The sequence below is a fragment of the Paenochrobactrum gallinarii genome (assembly GCF_014205685.1).
Classification (GTDB): Bacteria; Pseudomonadota; Alphaproteobacteria; order Rhizobiales; family Rhizobiaceae; genus Paenochrobactrum; species Paenochrobactrum gallinarii.
The window spans coordinates 95,307-115,881 of sequence record NZ_JACIIU010000006.1 but is presented as its reverse complement, the minus strand read 5'-3'; the positions used below and the strand labels follow the sequence as shown (position 1 = coordinate 115,881).

Sequence of the window (20,575 nt, the reverse complement as noted above, 5' to 3'; positions counted from 1 at the left end):
ATTTGTCCTTTGCCCCGTGCGGGCGGTTCTGTAATAAAAATAACAAAATTATTGCACAGTTTTGCCCTTCTGCTCTTGCAGTCGGGGATGAAGAATTGCAATAAGCACCTTATATTATAATCAATGTCGCATTATTTTTGAAATAATATGACAAATTAACTTGAATTCGTGAAGGACTCACAATGCCTCCTTATCGTTCGCGCACTACCACCCACGGCCGTAATATGGCTGGTGCACGCGGCCTTTGGCGCGCCACCGGCATGAAAGATGAGGATTTCGGCAAGCCAATTATTGCAGTGGTCAACTCATTCACCCAGTTCGTGCCGGGTCACGTTCATTTGAAAGATATGGGGCAACTGGTTGCGCGCGAGATCGAACGCGCCGGTGGCGTCGCCAAAGAATTCAACACTATTGCGGTTGATGACGGCATCGCTATGGGGCACGATGGTATGCTCTATTCGCTGCCATCACGCGAAATCATCGCAGACTCGGTTGAATATATGGTCAATGCCCATTGCGCCGATGCGATGGTTTGCATTTCCAACTGTGACAAGATCACTCCGGGCATGTTGATGGCTGCGTTGCGCCTCAATATCCCTGTTGTGTTCGTTTCCGGCGGCCCGATGGAAGCTGGTAAAGTTGTCTGGGATGACGTCGAAAAAAGCCTTGATCTGGTTGATGCTATGGTCGCAGCAGCCGACGACAATTACACCGACGAACAAGTGGCAACAATTGAGCGCTCGGCTTGCCCGACCTGCGGCTCCTGCTCCGGCATGTTCACCGCCAACTCGATGAACTGCCTGACTGAAGCGCTTGGTCTTTCATTACCGGGCAATGGTTCCACTCTTGCAACCCACGCCGACCGTGAACGTCTGTTCCTTGAAGCCGGTCGTCTGGTCGTTGATCTGGCACGCCGTTATTATGAGCAGGATGATGCATCCGTTCTGCCTCGCGCAATTGCCAGCTTTGAAGCCTTCAAAAACGCCATGACCCTTGATGTGGCGATGGGCGGCTCGACCAACACCGTGCTGCACTTGCTGGCAGCAGCGCACGAAGCAGAACTTGACTTCAATATGAGTCATATTGATCAGCTTTCGCGCCATGTGCCGGTCTTGTGTAAAGTAGCACCTGCTGTGCCTGATGTTCACATGGAAGACGTGCATCGTGCCGGTGGCATCATGGGCATTCTGGGTGAGTTGGATCGCGCCGGTCTTCTTGATACATCGGTTGGTTCCGTTCACGCCAAATCTTTGAAAGATGCGCTTGATAAATGGGATATCAAACGCACCAATGACGAAAGCGTGCACAATTTCTTCCGTGCAGCACCGGGTGGCGTACCAACACAGGTTGCCTTCAGCCAGTCACGCCGCTTCGACAGTGTCGACAGCGACCGTGACAATGGCGTGATCCGCAACAAAGAACATGCCTTCTCGCAAGACGGTGGTCTGGCCGTGCTTTACGGCAATCTGGCCGAAGACGGCTGCATTGTTAAAACAGCTGGTGTTGACGACAGCATCCTGACCTTCTCAGGCCCTGCGCGCATTTTTGAAAGTCAGGACAGTGCGGTTCTCGGTATTCTCAATGGCAAGATCAAAGAAGGCGATATCGTCCTCATCCGCTATGAAGGCCCGCGCGGCGGCCCTGGCATGCAGGAAATGCTCTACCCGACCAGCTATCTGAAGTCGAAAGGCTTGGGCAAAGCCTGTGCGCTTGTCACCGATGGTCGTTTCTCGGGTGGCTCTTCAGGTCTTTCCATTGGTCACGTTTCACCGGAAGCGGCAGAAGGCGGCACTATTGGTCTGGTTGAAGAAGGCGATATCATCAATATCGACATTCCAAACCGTATCATCCATCTGGATGTCGCTGATGCAACCCTTGCAGAACGTCGTGCTGCGATGGAAGCCAAAGGCTGGAAACCGGTTGAACAGCGTAAACGTAAAGTCAGTGCGGCTCTGCGTGCTTATGCAGCCATGACCACCAGTGCGGCTAAAGGTGCTGTGCGCGTTGTGCCTGAATAAACGCAAGTTGACATAATAATTAAAAAAGCGCAGTCCCATTTGGCACTGCGCTTTTTTTATAAGTTCAAAATGAAACTTTTAAGAGCTCGCGTGTTTTTCAACCAATGGCAGGATTTCTTCAACCACCGCCTTCGGTGTCACAGGGCCCACATGCTTATATAAAATAGCGCCATCAGGACCGATGAGGAATGTTTCCGGCACACCATAAACGCCCCAGTTAATGGTTGAGCGTCCGGCCTGATCTGTACCGACAGCGGCATACGGATTGCCCAGATCACCCAAAAAGCGACGGGCATTTTCCGGCTGGTCTTTATAATTCAGGCCAACAATCTTAATGCGCTTGTCTTTCGCCAATTCCATAAACACCGGATGCTCCTGACGGCAAGGCGCGCACCATGAAGCCCAGACGTTCAAAAGCGTCAGCTGGCCTTTAAAATCGGCACTGGTGATGCCCGGCAACTGCACACCATCACGTACCAAACCTTCCAAAGGCGGAAGTTCGGTTTCAGGTGCCTGCTTGCCGATCAAAGCTGATGGAATGGTGGAGGCATCTTTGCCCGACAACAATTGATAGGCAAACACCCCCGCCAAACTGGCAAAAATAATCAATGGCAGCAATGCCATGATCACGCGCTTGGAAGCCGCAGATTGTGCTTGTGTTTCAGGCTGTTTCTGCTCAGTCATTGTCATTTCCTGCGCCATCTTCTTGGGTGCGGCGTGAACGACGGCGCACACCCTGCGCTTCCAGACGCTGTAATTCACTGCGCTGTGCACGCTGATCAAGTAAAATCCATGTAATCATGCCGGTCAGAACCAAAGCGGAAATCACATAAGATGCGACGACATAAGTGATATGAGTCATTGTTTTATGTCTCCTTTTCACACATCTGCGGCTTGTTGTGCAGCTTGCGCTCTTGCAGGGCGTGCATCAGCATTGCGTGCTGCCATTTTGCGCATGGCAGCCACACGGCGGCGCCAGATTTCATTGCGCATGGCCATCAGGTGCAGCGTGAAAAACAACATGGTAAAACCAGCGGCCATCACCAGCAAAGGATAGAGCATCGACGGATCAATCGTCGAGCCGCCCATACGGATAACAGAAGCTGGCTGATGCAATGTATTCCACCAATCGACCGAGAATTTGATAATCGGGATATTGATGAAGCCGATCAGAATGAGCACAGCCGCAGCACGCGCCGATTTTGACGGATCATCAATGGCGCGGCTCAAAGCAATCACGCCGAGATACATCAAAAACAATACAAAAACAGAAGTCAGGCGTGCATCCCACACCCACCAGGTGCCCCACATCGGCTTGCCCCATAAGGAGCCGGTCAGAAGCGCAAGCGCTGTAAAAGCTGCACCAATTGGCGCCGCAGCGCGCGCAGACACATCAGCCAGCGGATGACGCCAGACAAGCGTGCCGAGCGCCGACATCGCCATCACCGAATAGCACATCATCGACAACCATGCGAAAGGCACGTGGATATACATAATCCAAACGGTGATGCCCTGCTGATAATCTTCCGGTGAAAAATAGACCATGTAAAGGCCAACCACCAGCAACACGGCAGTGATCACTGCCATCCACGGCAGCAATAAGCCGGCCAGCCACAAAAACCGCGTTGGATTAGCCAGATCAATCCAGCGAGAAAGAAAGAATTTATTGCTCATTAAACCTACATAGCCTCGCCGGTCAAATCTTCAACACCTGCCTGCAAATGCGCCATCCTGATCTGCATAGGATATTTGTTACATGCTCTGTTGCTCATATACATGCAGTATACTGCTACCGGCCTGCCGCAAATCATCATTTTCGCCGCAGTCTGGCGCTTATTTTGTCAGATCGCTTCAATTCATCCGGTTTAGTTTCTTTAATCTGTTGCGTTCTTCAGCGCAGAAGCCGCCGCGATCGGCCCAATAACTGCAAAAAACAGCGTGATTGCAATCAGGATCAACAAAGGTGCCAGAAATGGTGAACCTTCAACCGTTGCTCCATAAGAAGCAGAGACCCCGAAAATAAGCACAGGGATAGTTAAAGGCAACACAATCACCGAAACAAGCAGCCCCCCGCGCGGAAGTGCCACTGCTAAAGCAGCACCAACCGCCCCCACAAAGGTGATTGCAGGGGTGCCGACAAGCAGGGTCAAAGCAGTTGCGCCGATCGAAGTCATGTCCATATTCATAAACAGACCCAGTAGCGGACTTGCCACCACCAGCGGCAACACACTGCCCGTCCAATGCGCCAGACTTTTGGTGAAAACCAGCAGCGGCAACATGTGTGTGTGTGAGGCCATGATCATCAGATCAATCGATCCGTCTTCACGATCCACCTGAAACAACCGGTCGAGCCCCAGCAGCACTGCAAGCAATGCCCCGATCCACAACATAGCAGGGCCGATACGTGCCAGCAGGTTAAGATCAGGGCCGACACCAAAAGGCATCACCGCGATCACAGCCAGAAAAAACAGGATTCCGATCAAAGCGCCGCCGCCTGCGCGCAGGCTCAAGCGAAAATCACGGATAAAGAGTGCCAGCATTAATCCGCGCTTTCGGTTTGATATGCACCAAGATCAATTCTCTGTGCGCCTTCAAGGCCAAGCGGAATATGGGTAGCGGCGATAATCATGCCGCCTTCAGCCAAATGTCTTTTCATCAGATTGGCAAAGCGCTTTTCTGATGCCTCATCAAGACCGGCTGTTGGCTCATCCACCACCCAGATCGGGCGATAGCTTACCAGCAGCTTGGCAATGGAAACACGACGCTTTTGCCCTGTGGACAGATAACCAAACGGCAGATGGTCAATACCGATCAGGCCAACCTGCTCCAGCGCATCATCAATTTCAATATGCGGATTGCCATTGAAGGTGCGCCAATATTGCAAATTCTCGCGCACGCTCAGACTTGGCTTCATCGCATTTTGATGACCGAGATAATGCAAAGAAGATTGCAAATCTAACAGCCCTTCACCGCTTTCCAGCCGGATGAATCCGCGCACCGGCTCCAGCAATCCACAGATGATTCGCAGCAATGTGGATTTACCGGAACCATTTTCGCCGGTGATCACCAAAGCGTTCCCCTGTTCCAGACTAAAAAACAGGCCGCTAAAAATATGCTGACCGCCGCGTTCTGCGGCTAAATCCGTCACAACAACCCGCATTTCACCTCCGAAAACCCTGCATCTGCGATTACAAACCGATTAAATATAGTGCATCGCAACATTTCGCCGCAACCAGCCAATATTCATAATATCTATCTAGAATCGTTTTAAAAAACTCTCTATATAGCAGCTACCATGCCAGCGGTCGGTGTGGAAACGAATTTTGGCCGATCTCAAAAGCTTGATGCTAAAACAGCACAGGTCGGGACGGACAGCGGAAATGACTGCACCCGCACCTTGAGCAGCGTCCTTGAAACGCAAGCCTTGGCGTTCGTCCTGGTTTTCCGGCCAGTAGCATGAAGGACGAACATCGTGTCGCAAATCGACAGTTTTAAATGCCGCAAAACCTTGCAAGCAGGGGGCAAGGACTATGTCTATTACAGCCTGACCGAAGCTGAGAAAAACGGACTGACTGGTATTTCCAAGCTGCCTTTCTCCATGAAAGTATTGCTTGAAAACCTGCTTCGTTTTGAAGACGGCCGCTCTGTCAAAAAAACAGACATTGAAAATGTTGCCAAATGGCTGACCGACCGCGGTACAGCCGGCGCCGAAATCGCTTATCGTCCGGCACGCGTTTTGATGCAGGATTTCACCGGCGTTCCGGCCGTTGTTGATCTGGCTGCCATGCGCGATGCAATGGTTTCGCTCGGCGGCGACCCTGAAAAAATCAACCCGCTCGTGCCGGTTGACCTCGTGATTGACCACTCAGTCATCGTTGACGAATTTGGCAATCCAAACGCCTTCAAGCGTAACGTTGATCTCGAATATGAACGCAACGGCGAACGCTACCGCTTCCTCAAATGGGGTCAGCAGGCATTCCAGAACTTCCGCGTTGTGCCTCCTGGCACCGGTATCTGCCATCAGGTAAACCTTGAATATCTGGCGCAGACCGTATGGACCAAGGAAGAAGACGGCGTTACCGTTGCTTATCCTGACACATGCGTTGGTACCGACAGTCACACCACCATGGTCAACGGCCTTGGCGTTCTGGGCTGGGGTGTTGGCGGTATTGAAGCTGAAGCTGCCATGCTCGGCCAGCCGGTTTCCATGCTGTTGCCGGAAGTTATCGGCTTCAAGCTGACCGGTAAGGTTAAAGAAGGCGTCACCGCAACTGACCTGGTACTGACCGTTACGCAGATGCTGCGTAAAAAAGGCGTTGTCGGTAAGTTCGTTGAATTCTTCGGCCCGGGTCTCGACAATATGACCCTCGCCGACCGCGCTACCATTGCCAATATGGGCCCTGAATATGGTGCGACCTGTGGTTTCTTCCCTGTGGACAAAGAAACCCTCAACTACATGAACACCACCGGCCGTACAGAAGAACGTATGGCACTGGTTGAAGCTTACTCCCGCGCACAGGGCATGTGGCGTGAAGCAGGTTCGGAAGATCCTGTTTTCACCGACATTCTCGAGCTGGACATGGGCGATGTTGTTCCTTCGATGGCTGGTCCTAAGCGTCCTGAAGGCCGTATTCCGCTTGAAAATATTGCATCCGGCTTTGCCACTGCACTGGAAGCAGAATACAAGAAAACCTCAGGTCAGGATGCCCGCTACGCTGTAGAAGGTGAAGATTATGATCTCGGTCATGGTGATGTTGCTATTGCTGCAATTACCTCCTGCACCAACACATCCAACCCGAGTGTTCTTATTGCTGCCGGTCTTCTCGCACGCAATGCAGTTGCCAAAGGCTTAAAAACCAAGCCTTGGGTTAAAACCTCGCTGGCTCCTGGTTCGCAGGTAGTTGCTGCTTACCTCGAAAGCGCAGGCTTACAAAAAGACCTCGACGCACTCGGCTTCAACCTGGTTGGCTTTGGTTGCACCACCTGTATCGGTAACTCCGGTCCGCTGCCTGCTGCAATTTCCAAGACCATCAATGAAAAGGGTCTGATTGCTGCGGCAGTTCTCTCCGGTAACCGAAACTTTGAAGGCCGCGTATCTCCGGACGTACAGGCAAACTATCTGGCTTCCCCGCCACTGGTTGTTGCACACGCGCTGGCAGGTACCGTCACCAAAGACCTCACATCAGAGCCTCTGGGTGAAGATCAGAACGGCAATCCGGTTTATCTTCGTGATATCTGGCCATCATCTGCTGAAATTCAGGAATTCATCGCAAAGAACGTAACCCGCAAAATCTTCTCTGAGAAATATGCGGACGTATTCAAAGGCGACGAAAACTGGCAGGCAGTTCAGGTTCCGGCTGGTCAGACCTATGCCTGGGATGACAAGTCCACCTATGTGCAGAACCCGCCATACTTTGTTGGCATGGGCAAATCTGCCGGCAAGATCAATGATGTTAAGGGCGCACGTGTTCTCGGTCTCTTCGGCGACAAGATCACCACTGACCACATCTCCCCTGCCGGTTCGATCAAGGCTCAGTCGCCTGCCGGTAAATATCTGCTCGACAACGGCGTAGCAGTTGCAGACTTCAACCAATACGGTACACGTCGTGGTAACCACGAAGTGATGATGCGCGGTACATTTGCCAATATCCGTATCCGCAACCACATGCTGGGTGAAAACGGCCGTGAAGGCGGTTACACCATCCACTACCCATCCAAGGAAGAAACTTCCATTTATGATGCAGCAATGCAGTATAAAGATGAAGGCGTTCCATTGGTTGTGTTTGCCGGTGTGGAATATGGTAACGGTTCATCGCGTGACTGGGCTGCAAAGGGCACCAACCTGCTCGGCGTTAAGGCAGTGATTGCGCAGTCTTTCGAGCGTATTCACCGCTCCAACCTCGTTGGTATGGGTATCGTACCATTCGTGTTTGAAGACGGCACCAGCTGGCAGTCTCTCGGCCTCAAAGGCGACGAAATGGTCACCATTGAAGGCTTGGAAAATGTACGCCCGCGTCAGGTTATCAACGCCAGCATCACTTTTGCTGATGGCAGCGTGAAGCAGGTTCCATTGATCTGCCGCATCGATACACTTGATGAAATCGACTACATGAAGAACGGCGGCATCTTGCAAACCGTTCTGCGTGATCTGGCTTCTTAATCTGCAAACCAGTTATTAATTAAAGAATGCCGCCGGATCGCTCCGGCGGCATTTTTTATGACAACAGACCGAATCAGAGGGTGTCTCCCACTTCGCAAAATGCGTTATTAAGCATTTCCTGAACTAAGCTTCATTTCATTGAAAATTATGTCGGCACTTTCTGATGCAACCAGAAAATCAAGCAAAGCAACGGGATTCCAAACAGCGCCATATAAGGCTATATATAGAGGCACATAATCATTCAGACTAAAGTCCGAATAAGCATAAATATTTGTTTTTATATTAAAAAGTTTTTTAAAATGTCGGAGACTTATAATGGCAATCTCAAGAGTCGGTATATTTATTTATTACATCATAATCGCAAAACTGGTGCGCTAGAGCACCATATCAACGCTGCCATTCATGAGCAGAAATATATGTGCGCTTTCTTTGAAAGCGCTCTGGTGCCGCCTTTACGCACACATAAGGTATGAGCAATCCTGCCATCAAAGGAGATGATTAGATGATGATAACTGACAATCACAAAAAGGAGTCAACATAAAAACAACATCGCCCATAGCTTTGTCATCCACGCATCAGGCATGGCGCATGGCCATCAGCCCTAACGCTTGAGCCCTCATCCGGCTCTTTGATGCCGGTAGCGTTCCCGACAATAGCTATATGCGGCTTATATAAACGCGTGGGCGCCCGTCCACTCGTCTGGTTGATAAATAGCTTGCAACCAACCATCACGACGCTGTCGGCTTTTCATCAAAAGCGACTGGTCGCTATTGGTGTTTCCTCAATAAGCATCTCAAGAACAGCCTAAAAATCAAACAAATGGTGGCTTGCCCGCAGGCACTTTATCACCTTCATTCAGCTCCAGCTGCATCAACAAAGTATCGAGCCAGCGCCCATGTTTGAAGCCAGACCCTTTAATGCGGCCACACTCGATAAAGCCTAAGCTTTCATGCAAACGCACCGAACCATGATTTCCGTCGGCATCACCAATCACTGACACCATCTGCCGGAAGTCCAAAGCGATGCATTGTTTGATCAGCTCGCTCAAAAGCAGTTTACCAATCCCCTGCCCCCGAACTTCCTCAGCAATGTAAATGGAATCTTCCACCATCCAACGATAAGCAGGCCGCGTGCGGAAATAGCTGCCATAGGCATAACCCAGCACCTGATCGCCCTCCACCGCAACAATCAATGGAAAACCTTGCGCAATCAGCATGGTCAGACGGCCGCGCATATCTGTCATGGTCGGCGGCTCGGTTTCATAACTGCCAGTGCCCTTTTCCACTGCATCTGCATAAATTGCATAGACATCAGCGAAATCGGAAAACTGAAACTTGCGCACACTAACCATGATCTGTTCCTATATCATTCCGGCATATTATGCCGGAACCGCTTAACGCGTAACGACAAACAGACGGAAATTAAAACATGAGTGCTATTGCATAGTTTAAATAAAGGACACAAGACCTAAATAAAAATGAAGGGGCTTTTAAAGCCACCTATAAAAAAAGGCGGCCATATCAGCCGCCTTTTCTATCAATCCGTCAAGTTCTCTGATTATTCACGGTTGCCCATGAACTGAAGCAGGAACATGAACATGTTGATGAAGTCGAGGTACAGACGCAGCGCGCCCATAACAACCTTACGACCCTGCGTTTCGGAACCATCACCTTCGTAATACATTTCCTTGATCGACTGGGTGTCATAAGCGGTCAGACCAGCAAAGATCAGAACACCAATGACCGAGATTGCGAACTGCAATGCAGTCGAACCGAGGAAAATGTTCACAACCGATGCGATGATCAGGCCGAAAAGACCCATCATCAGGAACGAGCCCATCGCCGACAGGTCACGCTTTGTGGTGTAACCATAGAGCGAAAGCGCGCCGAATGAAGCGGCTGTTACAAAGAATGTGCGAACGATGCTCTGGCCGGTAAAGACCAGGAAGATCGACGACAGTGAAATACCTACCAGCGCCGCATAGCCCCAGAACACTGCATTTGCAGTTGCAACTGAAAGACGTTCAATGCGGAAGCTCAGGAAGAATACTGCGGCCAGAGGCGCAAGCATAACAACCCAACGCAGTGGCGAGGTGTAAAGTGCTGCACCAAAAGATGTGAGCATTTTGCCGTTGCTCATCTGAGCGACAGCCAGTGCTGCATCTGTGGTTGTTGCCAGCGAGGCCATTGCATAAGCCGCAATACCTGTGACAGCCAAACCAATGGCCATCATATTGTAAACGCCGAGCATGTAACTGCGCAGACCCTGATCGATGCCTGCGTCTGCGCGGGCTCCAACCGGACCACGCGCCTGAATGTTGCGATAGTCAGCCATGACTTAAAATCCTTTTGCGTTGTCCCGTCCGGTGTCGGTGCGATCCGTAACCGCGAAACAAGCCGCGACTACAAAACACTCCAGGCGCCGCTGGCGGGACCCCAGCATGCCTGCTTATATTATGGGGATTATCAGCCTCCGACACAAGACAATGTTTAAAAAAACCGATGATTCAGCCCCGATTCTCATGCATTATTTTACATATTCGCCAGTAGCTTAACATAAAATCCGATAAAATTGCTCCGATTACAGTTCCCGCAAGATATTGGCAGGTTTTTGTCCGAGCACGCGCCACGTGCCGGCCAGACCAAATCCAATGGTCAGGATCAGTGCGATCAAAATCGTCATTCCTGCCACATCAGGCAAAAACGCAGCCTTCAAACGCATGATCTGCGCAACCACATACCAACCCGCTAAGCCCCCGGCAAAAAGCGCAAAAACCGCAGTTGCGATCCCGAGCAACATATATTCAAGCACATAGGCTTTAATCAGCGTGCCACGCGTTGCGCCCAAGGTTTTCAGCACCACCGCATCATAGATCCGCGCCCGATTGCCCGCGGCCAAAGCACCACCCAGCACCAAAACGGAAGCCGCCAAGGCGATGGAAGCAGCCGCACGAATGGCAGTGGAAAGCTGCGATATCAAAGTGTTGGCCACTTCAACCGCATCCTTGACACCAACAGAAGTGATCGTCGGATAGGTTTGTGTCACCTGCCGCAAAATATCAGCCGTCAAAGCCTTATCGCCGTTCTCCAGCGTCAAAGTGGAAAGCCATGTGACCGGCGCACCGGCAAATGTATTTGGCGAAAACACCATGACGAAATTCATCGCCAGCGTTTCCCATTGCACTTGCCGGAAATTGGCAATTTTGGCAGTAATATTGCGCCCCAGCACATTGACCGTAATCGTATCGCCGATTTTTAAGCCTAAATCCTGCGCTTCTTGCGCGGCAAAAGACACCAAAGGTTCACCGCTATAATCAGCAGGCCACCACGCCCCTTCATTAAGCGTCGCATTGTCCGGCATCGTTTCAGAGAAAGTAATGCCGCGATCACCCCGCAATACCCAGCCACCGGCGGCCGGAATTTCCATTTTTCGCACATCAGTGCCATTGAGCTGCACCACACGTCCGCGCAACATTGGTGCCGCAGTAATTTTGCCGTTTGGTGCAATGCCGCTAACCAGCTTTTGGAAACCGTCTATTTCTGAATTTTGAATATCAACAAAGAAAAAGTCGGGTGCCTGTGCCGGAATATTAGAGGCAACCTGCTGTCGCAAATTGCCATCGACCAGCGCTAAGGCCACCATCAAGGTTAGCCCCAGCCCAAGCGATAAAACCACCGAAGAGGTCAGCGCATTGGGGCGATAAATATTGCCGACTGCCAAACGCAATGCCGTTGAACGGGTGCGCGGTGCTTTTTTGGCAATATATTGAATGAGATATGCCACCAGCCGCAAAATGATAAAAGCGACAATCGTTGCCGAGATAAACACAATCGCAATGCGCCGGTCATAGGCCACATAAAGTGCCAGTCCGGCCAAAAGTGCCATCAATACAAGCGCGAATGCAAAATAGATCCAAGGCGCGTGTCCGTGATGGTCAATGCCGTTTTCACGCAGTAACTCCGTTGGTGCAACGGCGCGTGCCCGCCCCAGCGGTATGCTGGCAAAAGCCCAAACTGTGATGAGACCAAAAACGGCAGCTAACGCCAGTGACCATGGATAAATGCCGCTCATACCCGTTACCGGCAGATAGCCATCCAATGCTGCCATTGCGCCAAACGGAATGAGTATGGCCAGCCCCAAACCAATCACAATACCGATCAAAGCAATCAAGGTGATCTGAAAAAGATAAACAAGCACAGCAAAACGCGCAGGCGCCCCAAGCGATTTAAACATCGCAATCACAGCACGCTTACTATCAAGATAAGCACGCACCGCATTGGCAACGCCTACACCACCCACGATCAAAGCAGTTAATCCCACCAAGGTTAAAAACTGCGAAAAACGCTCAATATTTGCTGTTAAAGACGGTGCTGCATTGTTGCGGGTGCGGATATTCCAGCCTGCATTGGGAAAGTCTTTGGCGGCCTGCTCGCGAATTTGTTTCAATGTGCTATCACCAGCCCCATCCGGCAAAGCGACCTTATAAATATGCGTAACCAGACTACCCGGCTGAACAAGACCCGCAGCAGATAAAGCCTCCAAAGAAATCATGAAACGAGGCGCAAAGCTAAAGCCGTCTGATAATAAATCCGGCTCTTCATCAATCACACCGCGCAATTGAAAACGTGCCGTGCCAAGCAGCACTTCTTCACCAATAGCGAGCCCCATCCGGTCAAGAAAAAGCTGCGAAACCAGCGCACCATAAAGGCCCTGTTCGGATGCAAAGCGCTTATCTGACGGTAATTGCGGGCTGGTTTTCAAATCACCATAAAGCGGATAGTTTTGATCAACCGCCTTCACTTCGACCAAAGACTGATCACTGCCATCGGGTTTTCTGGCCATTGAACGCATGGTGGCGCTTTCCGACAATCGGCCCGACGGCTGAATTTGTTTGTCTAAAAACTGTTTTTCAAGCGGGGTGGCCTGACGTTGCTGAAGTGCAAAACTCATGTCCCCGGCCAAAATGCTGCGGCCTTGAGCGGCAATGCCGTCACCCACCGATTGCGCCACCGAATTGACGCCGCCAATCGCCGCAACGCCTAAGGCAATACAAGCAATAAACACATAAAAACCGCTTAAGCCGCCGCGCATTTCACGCAAAGCATAGCGCAGTGCTAATATACCAGATTTCATCACGCTCATGCAGATACCGCCTGCCTTGAGGCGTTCATTTTTTCGCTTTCAATCAAACCGGAACGCACCGGAATTTCCAGATCACAGCGCGCGGCCAGTGAAGGATCATGCGTAACCAGCACCATGGTTAAGCCGGTTTCGCGCTGTTTGGCAAAAAGTAAATCAGCAATCTGCTGGCCGGTTGCTGTATCAAGATTGCCGGTCGGCTCATCAGCAATCAGAATTTTCGGCGATGGCGCAAGCGCACGGGCAATCGCTACTCGTTGCTGCTCGCCGCCTGATAATTGAGAAGGATAATGATTAAGCCGCTCACCAAGACCGACAGCACGCAATTCTTTTTCAGCCACAACAAAGGCATCTTTGCGCCCTGCCAATTCCAAAGGCACGGCCACATTTTCCAGCGCTGTCATATTGGGAATCAGATGAAAAGACTGAAATACAATGCCGATATGCTGACCACGAAATGCCGCCGCCTGATCTTCGCTCATCAAATCAAGGCGCTCGCCATGAATGGTCACGCTGCCGCTATCGACTTTTTCCAAGCCTGCCAAAACCATCAAAAGCGTAGATTTGCCTGAGCCGGAAGGCCCGACGATGCCAAAAGAATGCGCTTTAGGCAGCACAAGACTAATGCCCTTCAACACATGTACGGAAGAAACCCCGTGCCCCAAAGTAAGCTCGATATTGTCGAGGACAATTGCTTGTTCATCAGCTTGATGTGACACGTATTTTTCTTTCCTTATCCATGATCTCGCCTCATATTTCACGCAATCATGTTCTAGTTGTGGGCACTAACAAAATATTTACGATGAAACCGAGTATATCAGTGGTGATGCAGATTGTTTCACCCAAATATGATTTAACTTAACCAAGCAAAGCGGCTCTCACCGCTTTAAAAATTGCAAATGCTGGCCTCCTGCAATTGCATACTCCGGCAATATGGGTTTTTCTGAATGCGTTTCAAACCTCTTGCAGCTTTTCTTCACATTATCCTCATCATAGGCATTATGGGACTGTTTGCGCTTGCCGCGCGCGCGCAATCTCCTGTGCAAAATCCGGAGCCGGACATGGAAGAATCATCAGGTCTGGAAGAGGTTTTACCGGAAGATCAGCTTTCATCCTTTAAAATCATCGGCTTCGGCGACAGTCTGATGGCTGGCTATCTATTGCCTGCAAATGATGCTTTTCCGCAGCAGTTGGAAGAGGCACTGCTTAAAAACGGCCTTGATGTTTCGGTAGAGAATGCCGGCGTTTCAGGCGACACCACCACCGGCGGGCTGGAACGCCTTAATTGGTCGGTGCCTGACGATACTGATCTGGTGATTTTGGAGCTTGGTGCCAATGATGCCTTGCGCGGCATTGCACCTGCAATTACCGAGCAAAATCTGGACGAGATGTTGCAACGCCTGCAAACACGTAAAATCCCTGTTGTGCTGGCCGGTATGATCGCGCCGCCTAATATGGGTGCCGATTATGCAGCGCAGTTCAATCCGATTTATCAAAAACTGGCCGACAAGTATCAGGTGCCGCTTTATCCGTTCTTTCTGGATGGCGTAATGACCAAGCAATCTTTGCAGTTGGAAGACGGCATGCATCCGAATGCTGAAGGTGTGGCAGTGATGGTTGCAAATTTTGCACCCTTTATTCAAAAAACTATCACACAACTGCAAAATCAGGGGAAAGCACAGTAAAACATCGGCTAAAACAGTTAAATTAACTTGCCCAAAGACAGTTTCAATGTTTGGCTGACATATCGCCTTCACAATCAAAGGCGATGAAAAGCAGAACTTAAGCACTCAAATGCCTGAAACTGCTGATAAATAACAGCAGCTTCACGCAAATGACCCGAGCAAAGCCATCTAAGGTTTCATTGTTTCGGGGCATAACAGTTCGGGGAGTTGCCAGATGCCACGTCTTTTCACCGCTCTCGAAATCCCACGCGATGCTACTCTTTCCCTCTCGCTTTTACGCGGTGGTTTGCCCGGTGCACGCTGGATTGATGTTGAAAACTATCACCTGACATTGCGTTTTATCGGCGATATTGAAGGCCATATTGCCGATGAAATCGTATCTGAATTCGACCGTATCGAACGGCAGCAATTCACTTTAAGCCTTTCAGGCGTCGGGGCTTTCGGCTCCAAAAAACCCCATAGCATTTATGCAGGCGTTGCGCCTTCACCTGAACTCAATGCGCTTCAGGCCGAGATCGAACGTATCTGTCAGCGTTTGGGCGTTCCTGTCGATCCGCGCAAATTTGTGCCGCATGTCACCCTTGCACGTTTGAAAAACCCGCGTGACGGCGATGTAGCGCATTATCTGTCTTCTCGCGGCAATTTTGCCACCCAGCCCTTCGCTGTGTCGCGTTTTGTGCTGATGTCATCACGCGATTCTGTTGGCGGCGGCCCTTACATCATCGAAGAAGCATGGCCGTTAAGCCGCCCGTCTTCATTTCAAATGCGTGCGGCAAGTGCTTTTGAAGATGAAAGCACCATGCGGTAAACCTCTTCAAAACCGGACATATCGCCAAAATAAGGGTCGGGGATTTCCATATCCCCCACACCTGCAATATCGGTAAAAAGCGCGATATGTGCGGTTGTATCCTCTGGTTTTCGTTGAGCAAGCGTTGCCATGTTGACCTGATCCATGCCTAAAATCAGGTCGAATGTATAAAAATCATCACGGGTGAGCTGACGACAGCGTTGCGCCGAGATATCAATCCCGTGTAATTTTGCAACCTCAACCGAGCGCGGATCCGGAGCGTCGCCGGTGTGGTAGCCATTGGTTCCGGCAGAATCAAAATGAATGTCTTCACTGCGACCGGAATTTTCCCAGACATGGCGCATCACACCTTCCGCCAAAGGCGAGCGGCAAATATTACCAAGACAGATAAATAAAATGGAACGCGGCGTATTTTTCAGCATAATCCTGTCACCCATCTGTAAATTTAAGAAATGACCACCCTATTTAAACCGGAGCATGAGTGAATGTCACGTACACTTCTGACCCCACAAGAACTGGCTGAAACATTAATCACCCTGCCTGATTGGGATATTGTCAGCAGCGGTAAAGCCATCCGCAGACTTTTTACCTTTAAAGATTTCAACGCGGCTTTTGGCTTCATGACCCGTATCGCCATGTATGCCGAAAAGCTCGACCACCATCCGGAATGGTCCAATGTTTATAATAAAGTGGAAGTAACACTCACCACTCATTCCAGCCACGGCATCACCAAGCTGGACATTCAAATGGCTGAAATTATGGACAGGCTTGGCGGCTAAAAACCGGATAATAGCTGCAAAAGCTTGCGCGAAGACTTAAGCCTTCCCATTTACAGGCAATGATGTGCCCAAAGTGCTTGGCCAATAAAGCACATAAACCAGTCTGCTTTTAAAGTCCCGGAGGGATGTCGATGGATGATGTGAAAATAGGAGAAATTCTGGAGCCTGGTGATGAGAACACCTATCAGGAGCGCAAAGCTAAAGTGAAACATGGTTTCTGGAAAACAGTGCGCCGCGCCGGTCGCCATATACCTTTTATGGATGAAGTGGTGGCTGCTTATTATTGTGCACTTGATCCGCAAACCCCTCGCCGTGTCCGCATGACGCTGATGGCAGCACTGGCTTATTTTGTTCTGCCTTTTGATTTCGTGCCAGATATTTTGCTCGGCATCGGCTTTACCGATGATATTGCGGTGTTGATGGCAGCACTGGCTGCAATCCGCACTCATATTACCCCAGCCCACCGGGCCGCGGCCAAAACCGCGCTGCAAGAAACCGGTGACACCGCGAACAAAAGCGCATAAATTAAAAGCTGATTTTTCCATTCAATTTCAGCTTTTACACAAGACAAAAGCAACTTATTATCAGCAAACTCGAATATGACAAAATCTCGCCACCTTCTTTTGGCTGATGTCAGAGCAATCAGAGACGAGATTTTCGCCATTTTCCACAAGGCGAAAAAACTTAAGGTTTTTTCGCCAAATCTTCACCGTTTAGTAACCTAAATTAAGTCAAATTAAGGGTAATTGAACGGGACGACGTGCGAACGGCGATTATCCCGATCTACCATTTTGAAGCAAACGAAAGAGAACCGGTAAAAAACAATGCTTGGAAAATCGATCGTCGCGGCTTCGGTGTTTACAATTGCAATGGCGGGTTCGGCACTCGCACAGACACCGACCCAGATTAAACAGTTCGACGTCTGGGGTGCCTATAGCTATAAGTCAGGTAATGGCAAGGTTTGCTATGTATTGTCGGTTCCGACCCAGATGCAGCCCTCCACTGTCAATCATGGCGACAATTTCTTTCTCGTCACCCAGAAGCCTGGTCAGAACGTATCATTTGAGCCACAGTTCATGGCTGGTTATGACCTGAAAGCCAATTCAAAAGTGACCGTCACCATCGGTTCGCGTTCGTTCAACATGTTTGTTAACGGCAAATCCGGTTGGATGGAAAATGCAGCAGAAGAGCCACAGCTGATCGCAGCCATGCGTGGCGGTGCGGATATGGTTGTCAAAGCGCAGTCCCAGCGCGGCACCAACACAACCTACACATATTCCCTCAAGGGCATTACCGCAGCTTTAAACGCTGTTCAAAATTGTAAGTAATTACTGACTTACAAACCTGCACTTGTGAAACTCTAGGTTTTGGTGACGGGTACATTTTTTCAAAGCCGGACTTAAAGTCCGGCTTTTTTGTTCTATATAGAAAAAGCCGCGATTGCATAAGAGAACAAGTGTGATGACGGCAGCGCTTTTTCATGTTATGAGCGCGCTTAACAAGCCTTTGAAGAGGCAAACAGGCATTTGAGATGCCCTGACCATACCCACATATTAATTTGAACCAACACAGAAGAACTGTAAAACGATGTCCATTTCTTTCGACCTGACACAGGATGATACACGTGACCGTCTGGCGCAGCATATTCGCGCCAACAGGCCGCTGAAACCATCTTTAATCGGTCTTTCCCGCGAAGAAATGGCTGATGCTTTGGTCAATGTCGGCGTTCCGGCACGTCAGACCAAAATGCGTATCGCGCAGCTCTGGCACTGGCTTTATGTGCGCGGCGTATCCGATTTTGATGATATGCTCAATATTTCAAAAGATCTGCGCAGTAGCTTGAAAGAAAATTTCAGTATTCAACGCCCGGAAATGGTTGAAGAGCAGATTTCCAATGACGGAACCCGCAAATGGCTGTTCCGCTTTCCACCACGTGGTGCCGGTCGCCCTGTGGAAATTGAGACTGTTTATATTCCTGAAGAAGGTCGCGGCACCCTGTGCATTTCATCGCAGGTTGGTTGCACGCTCACTTGCTCTTTCTGCCATACAGGCACCCAAAAGATGGTGCGCAACCTGACAGCCGAAGAAATTCTGGCACAGTTGCTGGTCGCACGTGATCGCTTGGGCGATTTCCCTGAAAAAGGCACACCAGACGGCGCTATTGTGCCGGCTGAAGGACGTAAAGTCACTAATATCGTCATGATGGGTATGGGGGAGCCGCTTTATAACTTTGAAGAAGTTAAAAAGGCGCTGCTGATTGCCTCAGATGGTGATGGTTTGGCGCTTTCCAAGCGCCGCATTACGCTCTCCACCTCAGGTGTTGTGCCGGAAATTTACCGCACCGGTGAAGAAATCGGCGTTATGCTGGCGATCTCGCTCCATGCTGTGCGCGATGAATTGCGCGACATGCTGGTTCCAATCAACAAAAAATATCCGCTGGCTGAACTGATGAAAGCCTGCCGCGATTATCCGGGGCTTTCCAACGCCAAGCGCATTACATTTGAATATGTGATGCTCAAGGATGTGAATGACAGCATGGAAGATGCCAAAGCTCTTGTTAAATTGCTGCGCGGCATTCCGGCTAAAATCAATCTTATTCCGTTCAACCCTTGGCCGGGCACCAATTACCAGTGCTCTGATTGGGAGCAGATTGAGCGTTTTGCTGATTACGTCAATGCGGCGGGCTATGCCTCGCCAATCCGCACCCCGCGCGGCCGCGATATTTTTGCAGCCTGCGGCCAGCTGAAATCCGAATCTGAAATTATGCGTAAGAGTGAACGTCTTGAACTCGAAGCCATGATGGCAGAGGAAAATGCTGTTTGAAGCAATCTTCCGGCATTTTAATTTTAAAAATTCTGGGCGGCTATTTTTTAACCACTTTAGTCGCCCTCATTTGCTTGTTTTTTGTCTCCGCCCCGCAAAGTTTTTTGCTTCCTGAAGGCATCGAAAATCCTGTTGAATTTATTAAAGGCATCGGTGCGGTTTTGCTGTTAGGGTGGATTTTAACATCCTTCATCATGGCCATTCCCTGTGCAATTTTCATTGTGATTTCGGAATTTTTCAGCCTGAAACACCGCCTGCCCTATCTGATTTTTGGTGCAGGCCTGGGCGTTTGCATCCTTTATTATAACTGGCTTGAAAACTTAGCTCACGGACGGCTGATGCCCTTTGAGGACAGCTTGTTAAAACTCACCGGCCTTTTCATCAGTGGTGCCATTTGCGGGCTGATTTACTGGAAAATTGCCGGTCGCAATGCCGGTACCATCAAGCAAAGAATGTGCAGTCAAAATCAAAAAAACGGGGCATAAAAGCCCCGTTTTGATTTTATTTGGTTTGTGCGGTCAGAATTTTCAGGGCGAAGGCCGAGAACACACCAGCAAACAACCAATCAATGATACGGGTAACTTTCGGATTTTTCTTCAAAAGTCCGGCAAATTTATCAGCGACCAGCACCATCGGAATGGTGAACGGCAGCGCCATCGGGATGAAAATCAGTCCTAAGAACAGCAGTTTTCCGGTTACATGCGGATCATGTGCCGAGACAAATTGCGGCAGGAAGGTCATGTTGAACAAGATCACTTTCGGGTTCAGCAAATTAATACCCAAACCCGTGAGCCAGTTCTGCCAGAATGTATGTTTCTTGCTGCCGTTTTTTTCCAGCGAGAAGGCCGAGCCCTTGGTGATCGCCTGAAATGCCAGCCAAACCAGATAAACGGCACCAATCACCTTCAAAACCCAGAAAGCTGTTGGCGAAGCAATAATGAGCGCAGACAAGCCCAGCGCCACCATGCTGCTATGAATGACAATGCCGGTGCATGCGCCTGCCATACAGGCAAAACCCGCCGCTTTGCCTTCTGACAACGAGCGCCCGACAAATAATGTCATATCAGGCCCGGGCGTCAGTGACAGTATCGCGGTTGCGACAAAAAACTGCGCAATCACCGGCCATTCAGGAATAAATGTGAGCGCTGCCAAGAACGACATCC

At 50.1% G+C, this 20,575-nt stretch carries 20 protein-coding genes; 9 read left to right on the top strand and 11 right to left on the bottom strand.

Annotated elements, in window-relative coordinates; all coding sequences use genetic code 11:
* Positions 1–182 precede the first annotated feature (182 nt).
* Positions 183–2,018: a dihydroxy-acid dehydratase gene (ilvD, locus tag FHS77_RS08545; protein ID WP_184222342.1), complete on the top strand. Its 1,836-nt coding sequence runs from the start codon at positions 183–185 to the stop codon at positions 2,016–2,018.
* A 78-nt stretch (positions 2,019–2,096) separates the two neighbouring features.
* Here ilvD and FHS77_RS08540 read toward each other — a convergent pair whose 3' ends face one another.
* The 5 genes from FHS77_RS08540 to ccmA form a co-directional block, all read right to left on the bottom strand.
* On the bottom strand, positions 2,097–2,708 hold the full coding sequence (locus FHS77_RS08540; RefSeq protein WP_374786225.1) for a DsbE family thiol:disulfide interchange protein: 612 nt from the start codon (positions 2,706–2,708) through the stop codon (positions 2,097–2,099).
* On the bottom strand, positions 2,695–2,880 hold the full coding sequence (ccmD, locus tag FHS77_RS08535) for a heme exporter protein CcmD (RefSeq protein WP_184222338.1): 186 nt from the start codon (positions 2,878–2,880) through the stop codon (positions 2,695–2,697). The genes FHS77_RS08540 and ccmD overlap by 14 nt, the downstream gene beginning before the upstream one ends.
* Before the next feature lie 17 nt (positions 2,881–2,897).
* Positions 2,898–3,692: a heme ABC transporter permease gene (locus tag FHS77_RS08530; protein ID WP_184222336.1), complete on the bottom strand. Its 795-nt coding sequence runs from the start codon at positions 3,690–3,692 to the stop codon at positions 2,898–2,900.
* 200 nt (positions 3,693–3,892) lie between these two features.
* Entirely contained in the window at positions 3,893–4,558 is a 666-nt protein-coding gene (gene ccmB / locus FHS77_RS08525; RefSeq protein WP_184222334.1) for a heme exporter protein CcmB, read from the bottom strand.
* Positions 4,558–5,178, bottom strand: coding sequence for a heme ABC exporter ATP-binding protein CcmA (gene ccmA / locus FHS77_RS08520; protein WP_184222332.1), 621 nt, complete (start codon positions 5,176–5,178; stop codon positions 4,558–4,560). The genes ccmB and ccmA overlap by 1 nt, the downstream gene beginning before the upstream one ends.
* A gap of 312 nt (positions 5,179–5,490) precedes the next feature.
* On the opposite strand from ccmA, the gene acnA reads away from it, so the two are divergent.
* Entirely contained in the window at positions 5,491–8,178 is a 2,688-nt protein-coding gene (gene acnA, locus FHS77_RS08515; protein WP_374786224.1) for an aconitate hydratase AcnA, read from the top strand.
* Positions 8,179–8,989: 811 nt separating this feature from the next.
* Here acnA and FHS77_RS08510 read toward each other — a convergent pair.
* The 4 genes from FHS77_RS08510 to FHS77_RS08495 form a co-directional block, all read right to left on the bottom strand.
* Positions 8,990–9,529 (bottom strand): GNAT family N-acetyltransferase, encoded by a 540-nt coding sequence (locus FHS77_RS08510; protein WP_184222330.1) that lies wholly within the window; start codon positions 9,527–9,529, stop codon positions 8,990–8,992.
* Positions 9,530–9,735: 206 nt separating this feature from the next.
* The gene (locus tag FHS77_RS08505; protein WP_184222328.1) at positions 9,736–10,512 is read right to left on the bottom strand and encodes a Bax inhibitor-1/YccA family protein; all 777 of its coding nucleotides are present in this window, start codon (positions 10,510–10,512) and stop codon (positions 9,736–9,738) included.
* Positions 10,513–10,758: 246 nt separating this feature from the next.
* Positions 10,759–13,320, bottom strand: coding sequence for an ABC transporter permease (locus FHS77_RS08500; protein ID WP_184222326.1), 2,562 nt, complete (start codon positions 13,318–13,320; stop codon positions 10,759–10,761).
* A complete protein-coding gene (locus tag FHS77_RS08495) occupies positions 13,317–14,036 on the bottom strand; it encodes an ATP-binding cassette domain-containing protein (protein ID WP_184222324.1) in 720 nt (239 codons plus the stop codon). Before FHS77_RS08495 ends, FHS77_RS08500 begins: the two co-directional genes overlap by 4 nt.
* 228 nt (positions 14,037–14,264) lie before the next feature.
* Between FHS77_RS08495 and FHS77_RS08490 the strand changes: the two genes are divergently transcribed.
* Both FHS77_RS08490 and thpR read left to right on the top strand, forming a co-directional pair.
* Positions 14,265–15,002 (top strand): arylesterase, encoded by a 738-nt coding sequence (locus tag FHS77_RS08490; RefSeq protein ID WP_184222322.1) that lies wholly within the window; start codon positions 14,265–14,267, stop codon positions 15,000–15,002.
* A 214-nt stretch (positions 15,003–15,216) separates the two neighbouring features.
* Complete coding sequence (thpR, locus tag FHS77_RS08485) at positions 15,217–15,810, top strand: RNA 2',3'-cyclic phosphodiesterase (RefSeq protein ID WP_184222319.1); 594 nt, start codon at positions 15,217–15,219, stop codon at positions 15,808–15,810.
* Here thpR and FHS77_RS08480 read toward each other — a convergent pair.
* A complete protein-coding gene (locus FHS77_RS08480) occupies positions 15,762–16,232 on the bottom strand; it encodes a low molecular weight protein-tyrosine-phosphatase (protein ID WP_246431274.1) in 471 nt (156 codons plus the stop codon). The two genes, thpR and FHS77_RS08480, sit on opposite strands and share 49 nt — an antisense overlap.
* A gap of 63 nt (positions 16,233–16,295) precedes the next feature.
* Between FHS77_RS08480 and FHS77_RS08475 the strand changes: the two genes are divergently transcribed.
* The 5 genes from FHS77_RS08475 (at position 16,296) to FHS77_RS08455 (ending at position 19,897) form a co-directional block, all read left to right on the top strand.
* A complete protein-coding gene (locus FHS77_RS08475) occupies positions 16,296–16,589 on the top strand; it encodes a 4a-hydroxytetrahydrobiopterin dehydratase (protein WP_184222315.1) in 294 nt (97 codons plus the stop codon).
* 131 nt (positions 16,590–16,720) lie between these two features.
* Positions 16,721–17,113 (top strand): YkvA family protein, encoded by a 393-nt coding sequence (locus FHS77_RS08470; RefSeq protein ID WP_184222313.1) that lies wholly within the window; start codon positions 16,721–16,723, stop codon positions 17,111–17,113.
* 300 nt (positions 17,114–17,413) lie between these two features.
* The gene (locus FHS77_RS08465) at positions 17,414–17,917 is read left to right on the top strand and encodes an invasion associated locus B family protein (RefSeq protein ID WP_184222309.1); all 504 of its coding nucleotides are present in this window, start codon (positions 17,414–17,416) and stop codon (positions 17,915–17,917) included.
* Between the two features lie 259 nt (positions 17,918–18,176).
* Positions 18,177–19,412 carry a dual-specificity RNA methyltransferase RlmN gene (gene rlmN, locus FHS77_RS08460; RefSeq protein ID WP_184222307.1) on the top strand — a complete coding sequence of 412 codons (1,236 nt, stop codon included), beginning with the start codon at positions 18,177–18,179 and terminating at the stop codon, positions 19,410–19,412.
* Positions 19,409–19,897: a hypothetical protein gene (locus FHS77_RS08455; protein ID WP_184222305.1), complete on the top strand. Its 489-nt coding sequence runs from the start codon at positions 19,409–19,411 to the stop codon at positions 19,895–19,897. The genes rlmN and FHS77_RS08455 overlap by 4 nt, the downstream gene beginning before the upstream one ends.
* 16 nt (positions 19,898–19,913) lie before the next feature.
* Here the strand turns inward: FHS77_RS08455 and FHS77_RS08450 are convergent, their stop codons facing one another.
* Complete coding sequence (locus FHS77_RS08450; protein ID WP_184222303.1) at positions 19,914–20,573, bottom strand: LysE family translocator; 660 nt, start codon at positions 20,571–20,573, stop codon at positions 19,914–19,916.
* Between the last annotated feature and the right edge of the window lie 2 nt (positions 20,574–20,575).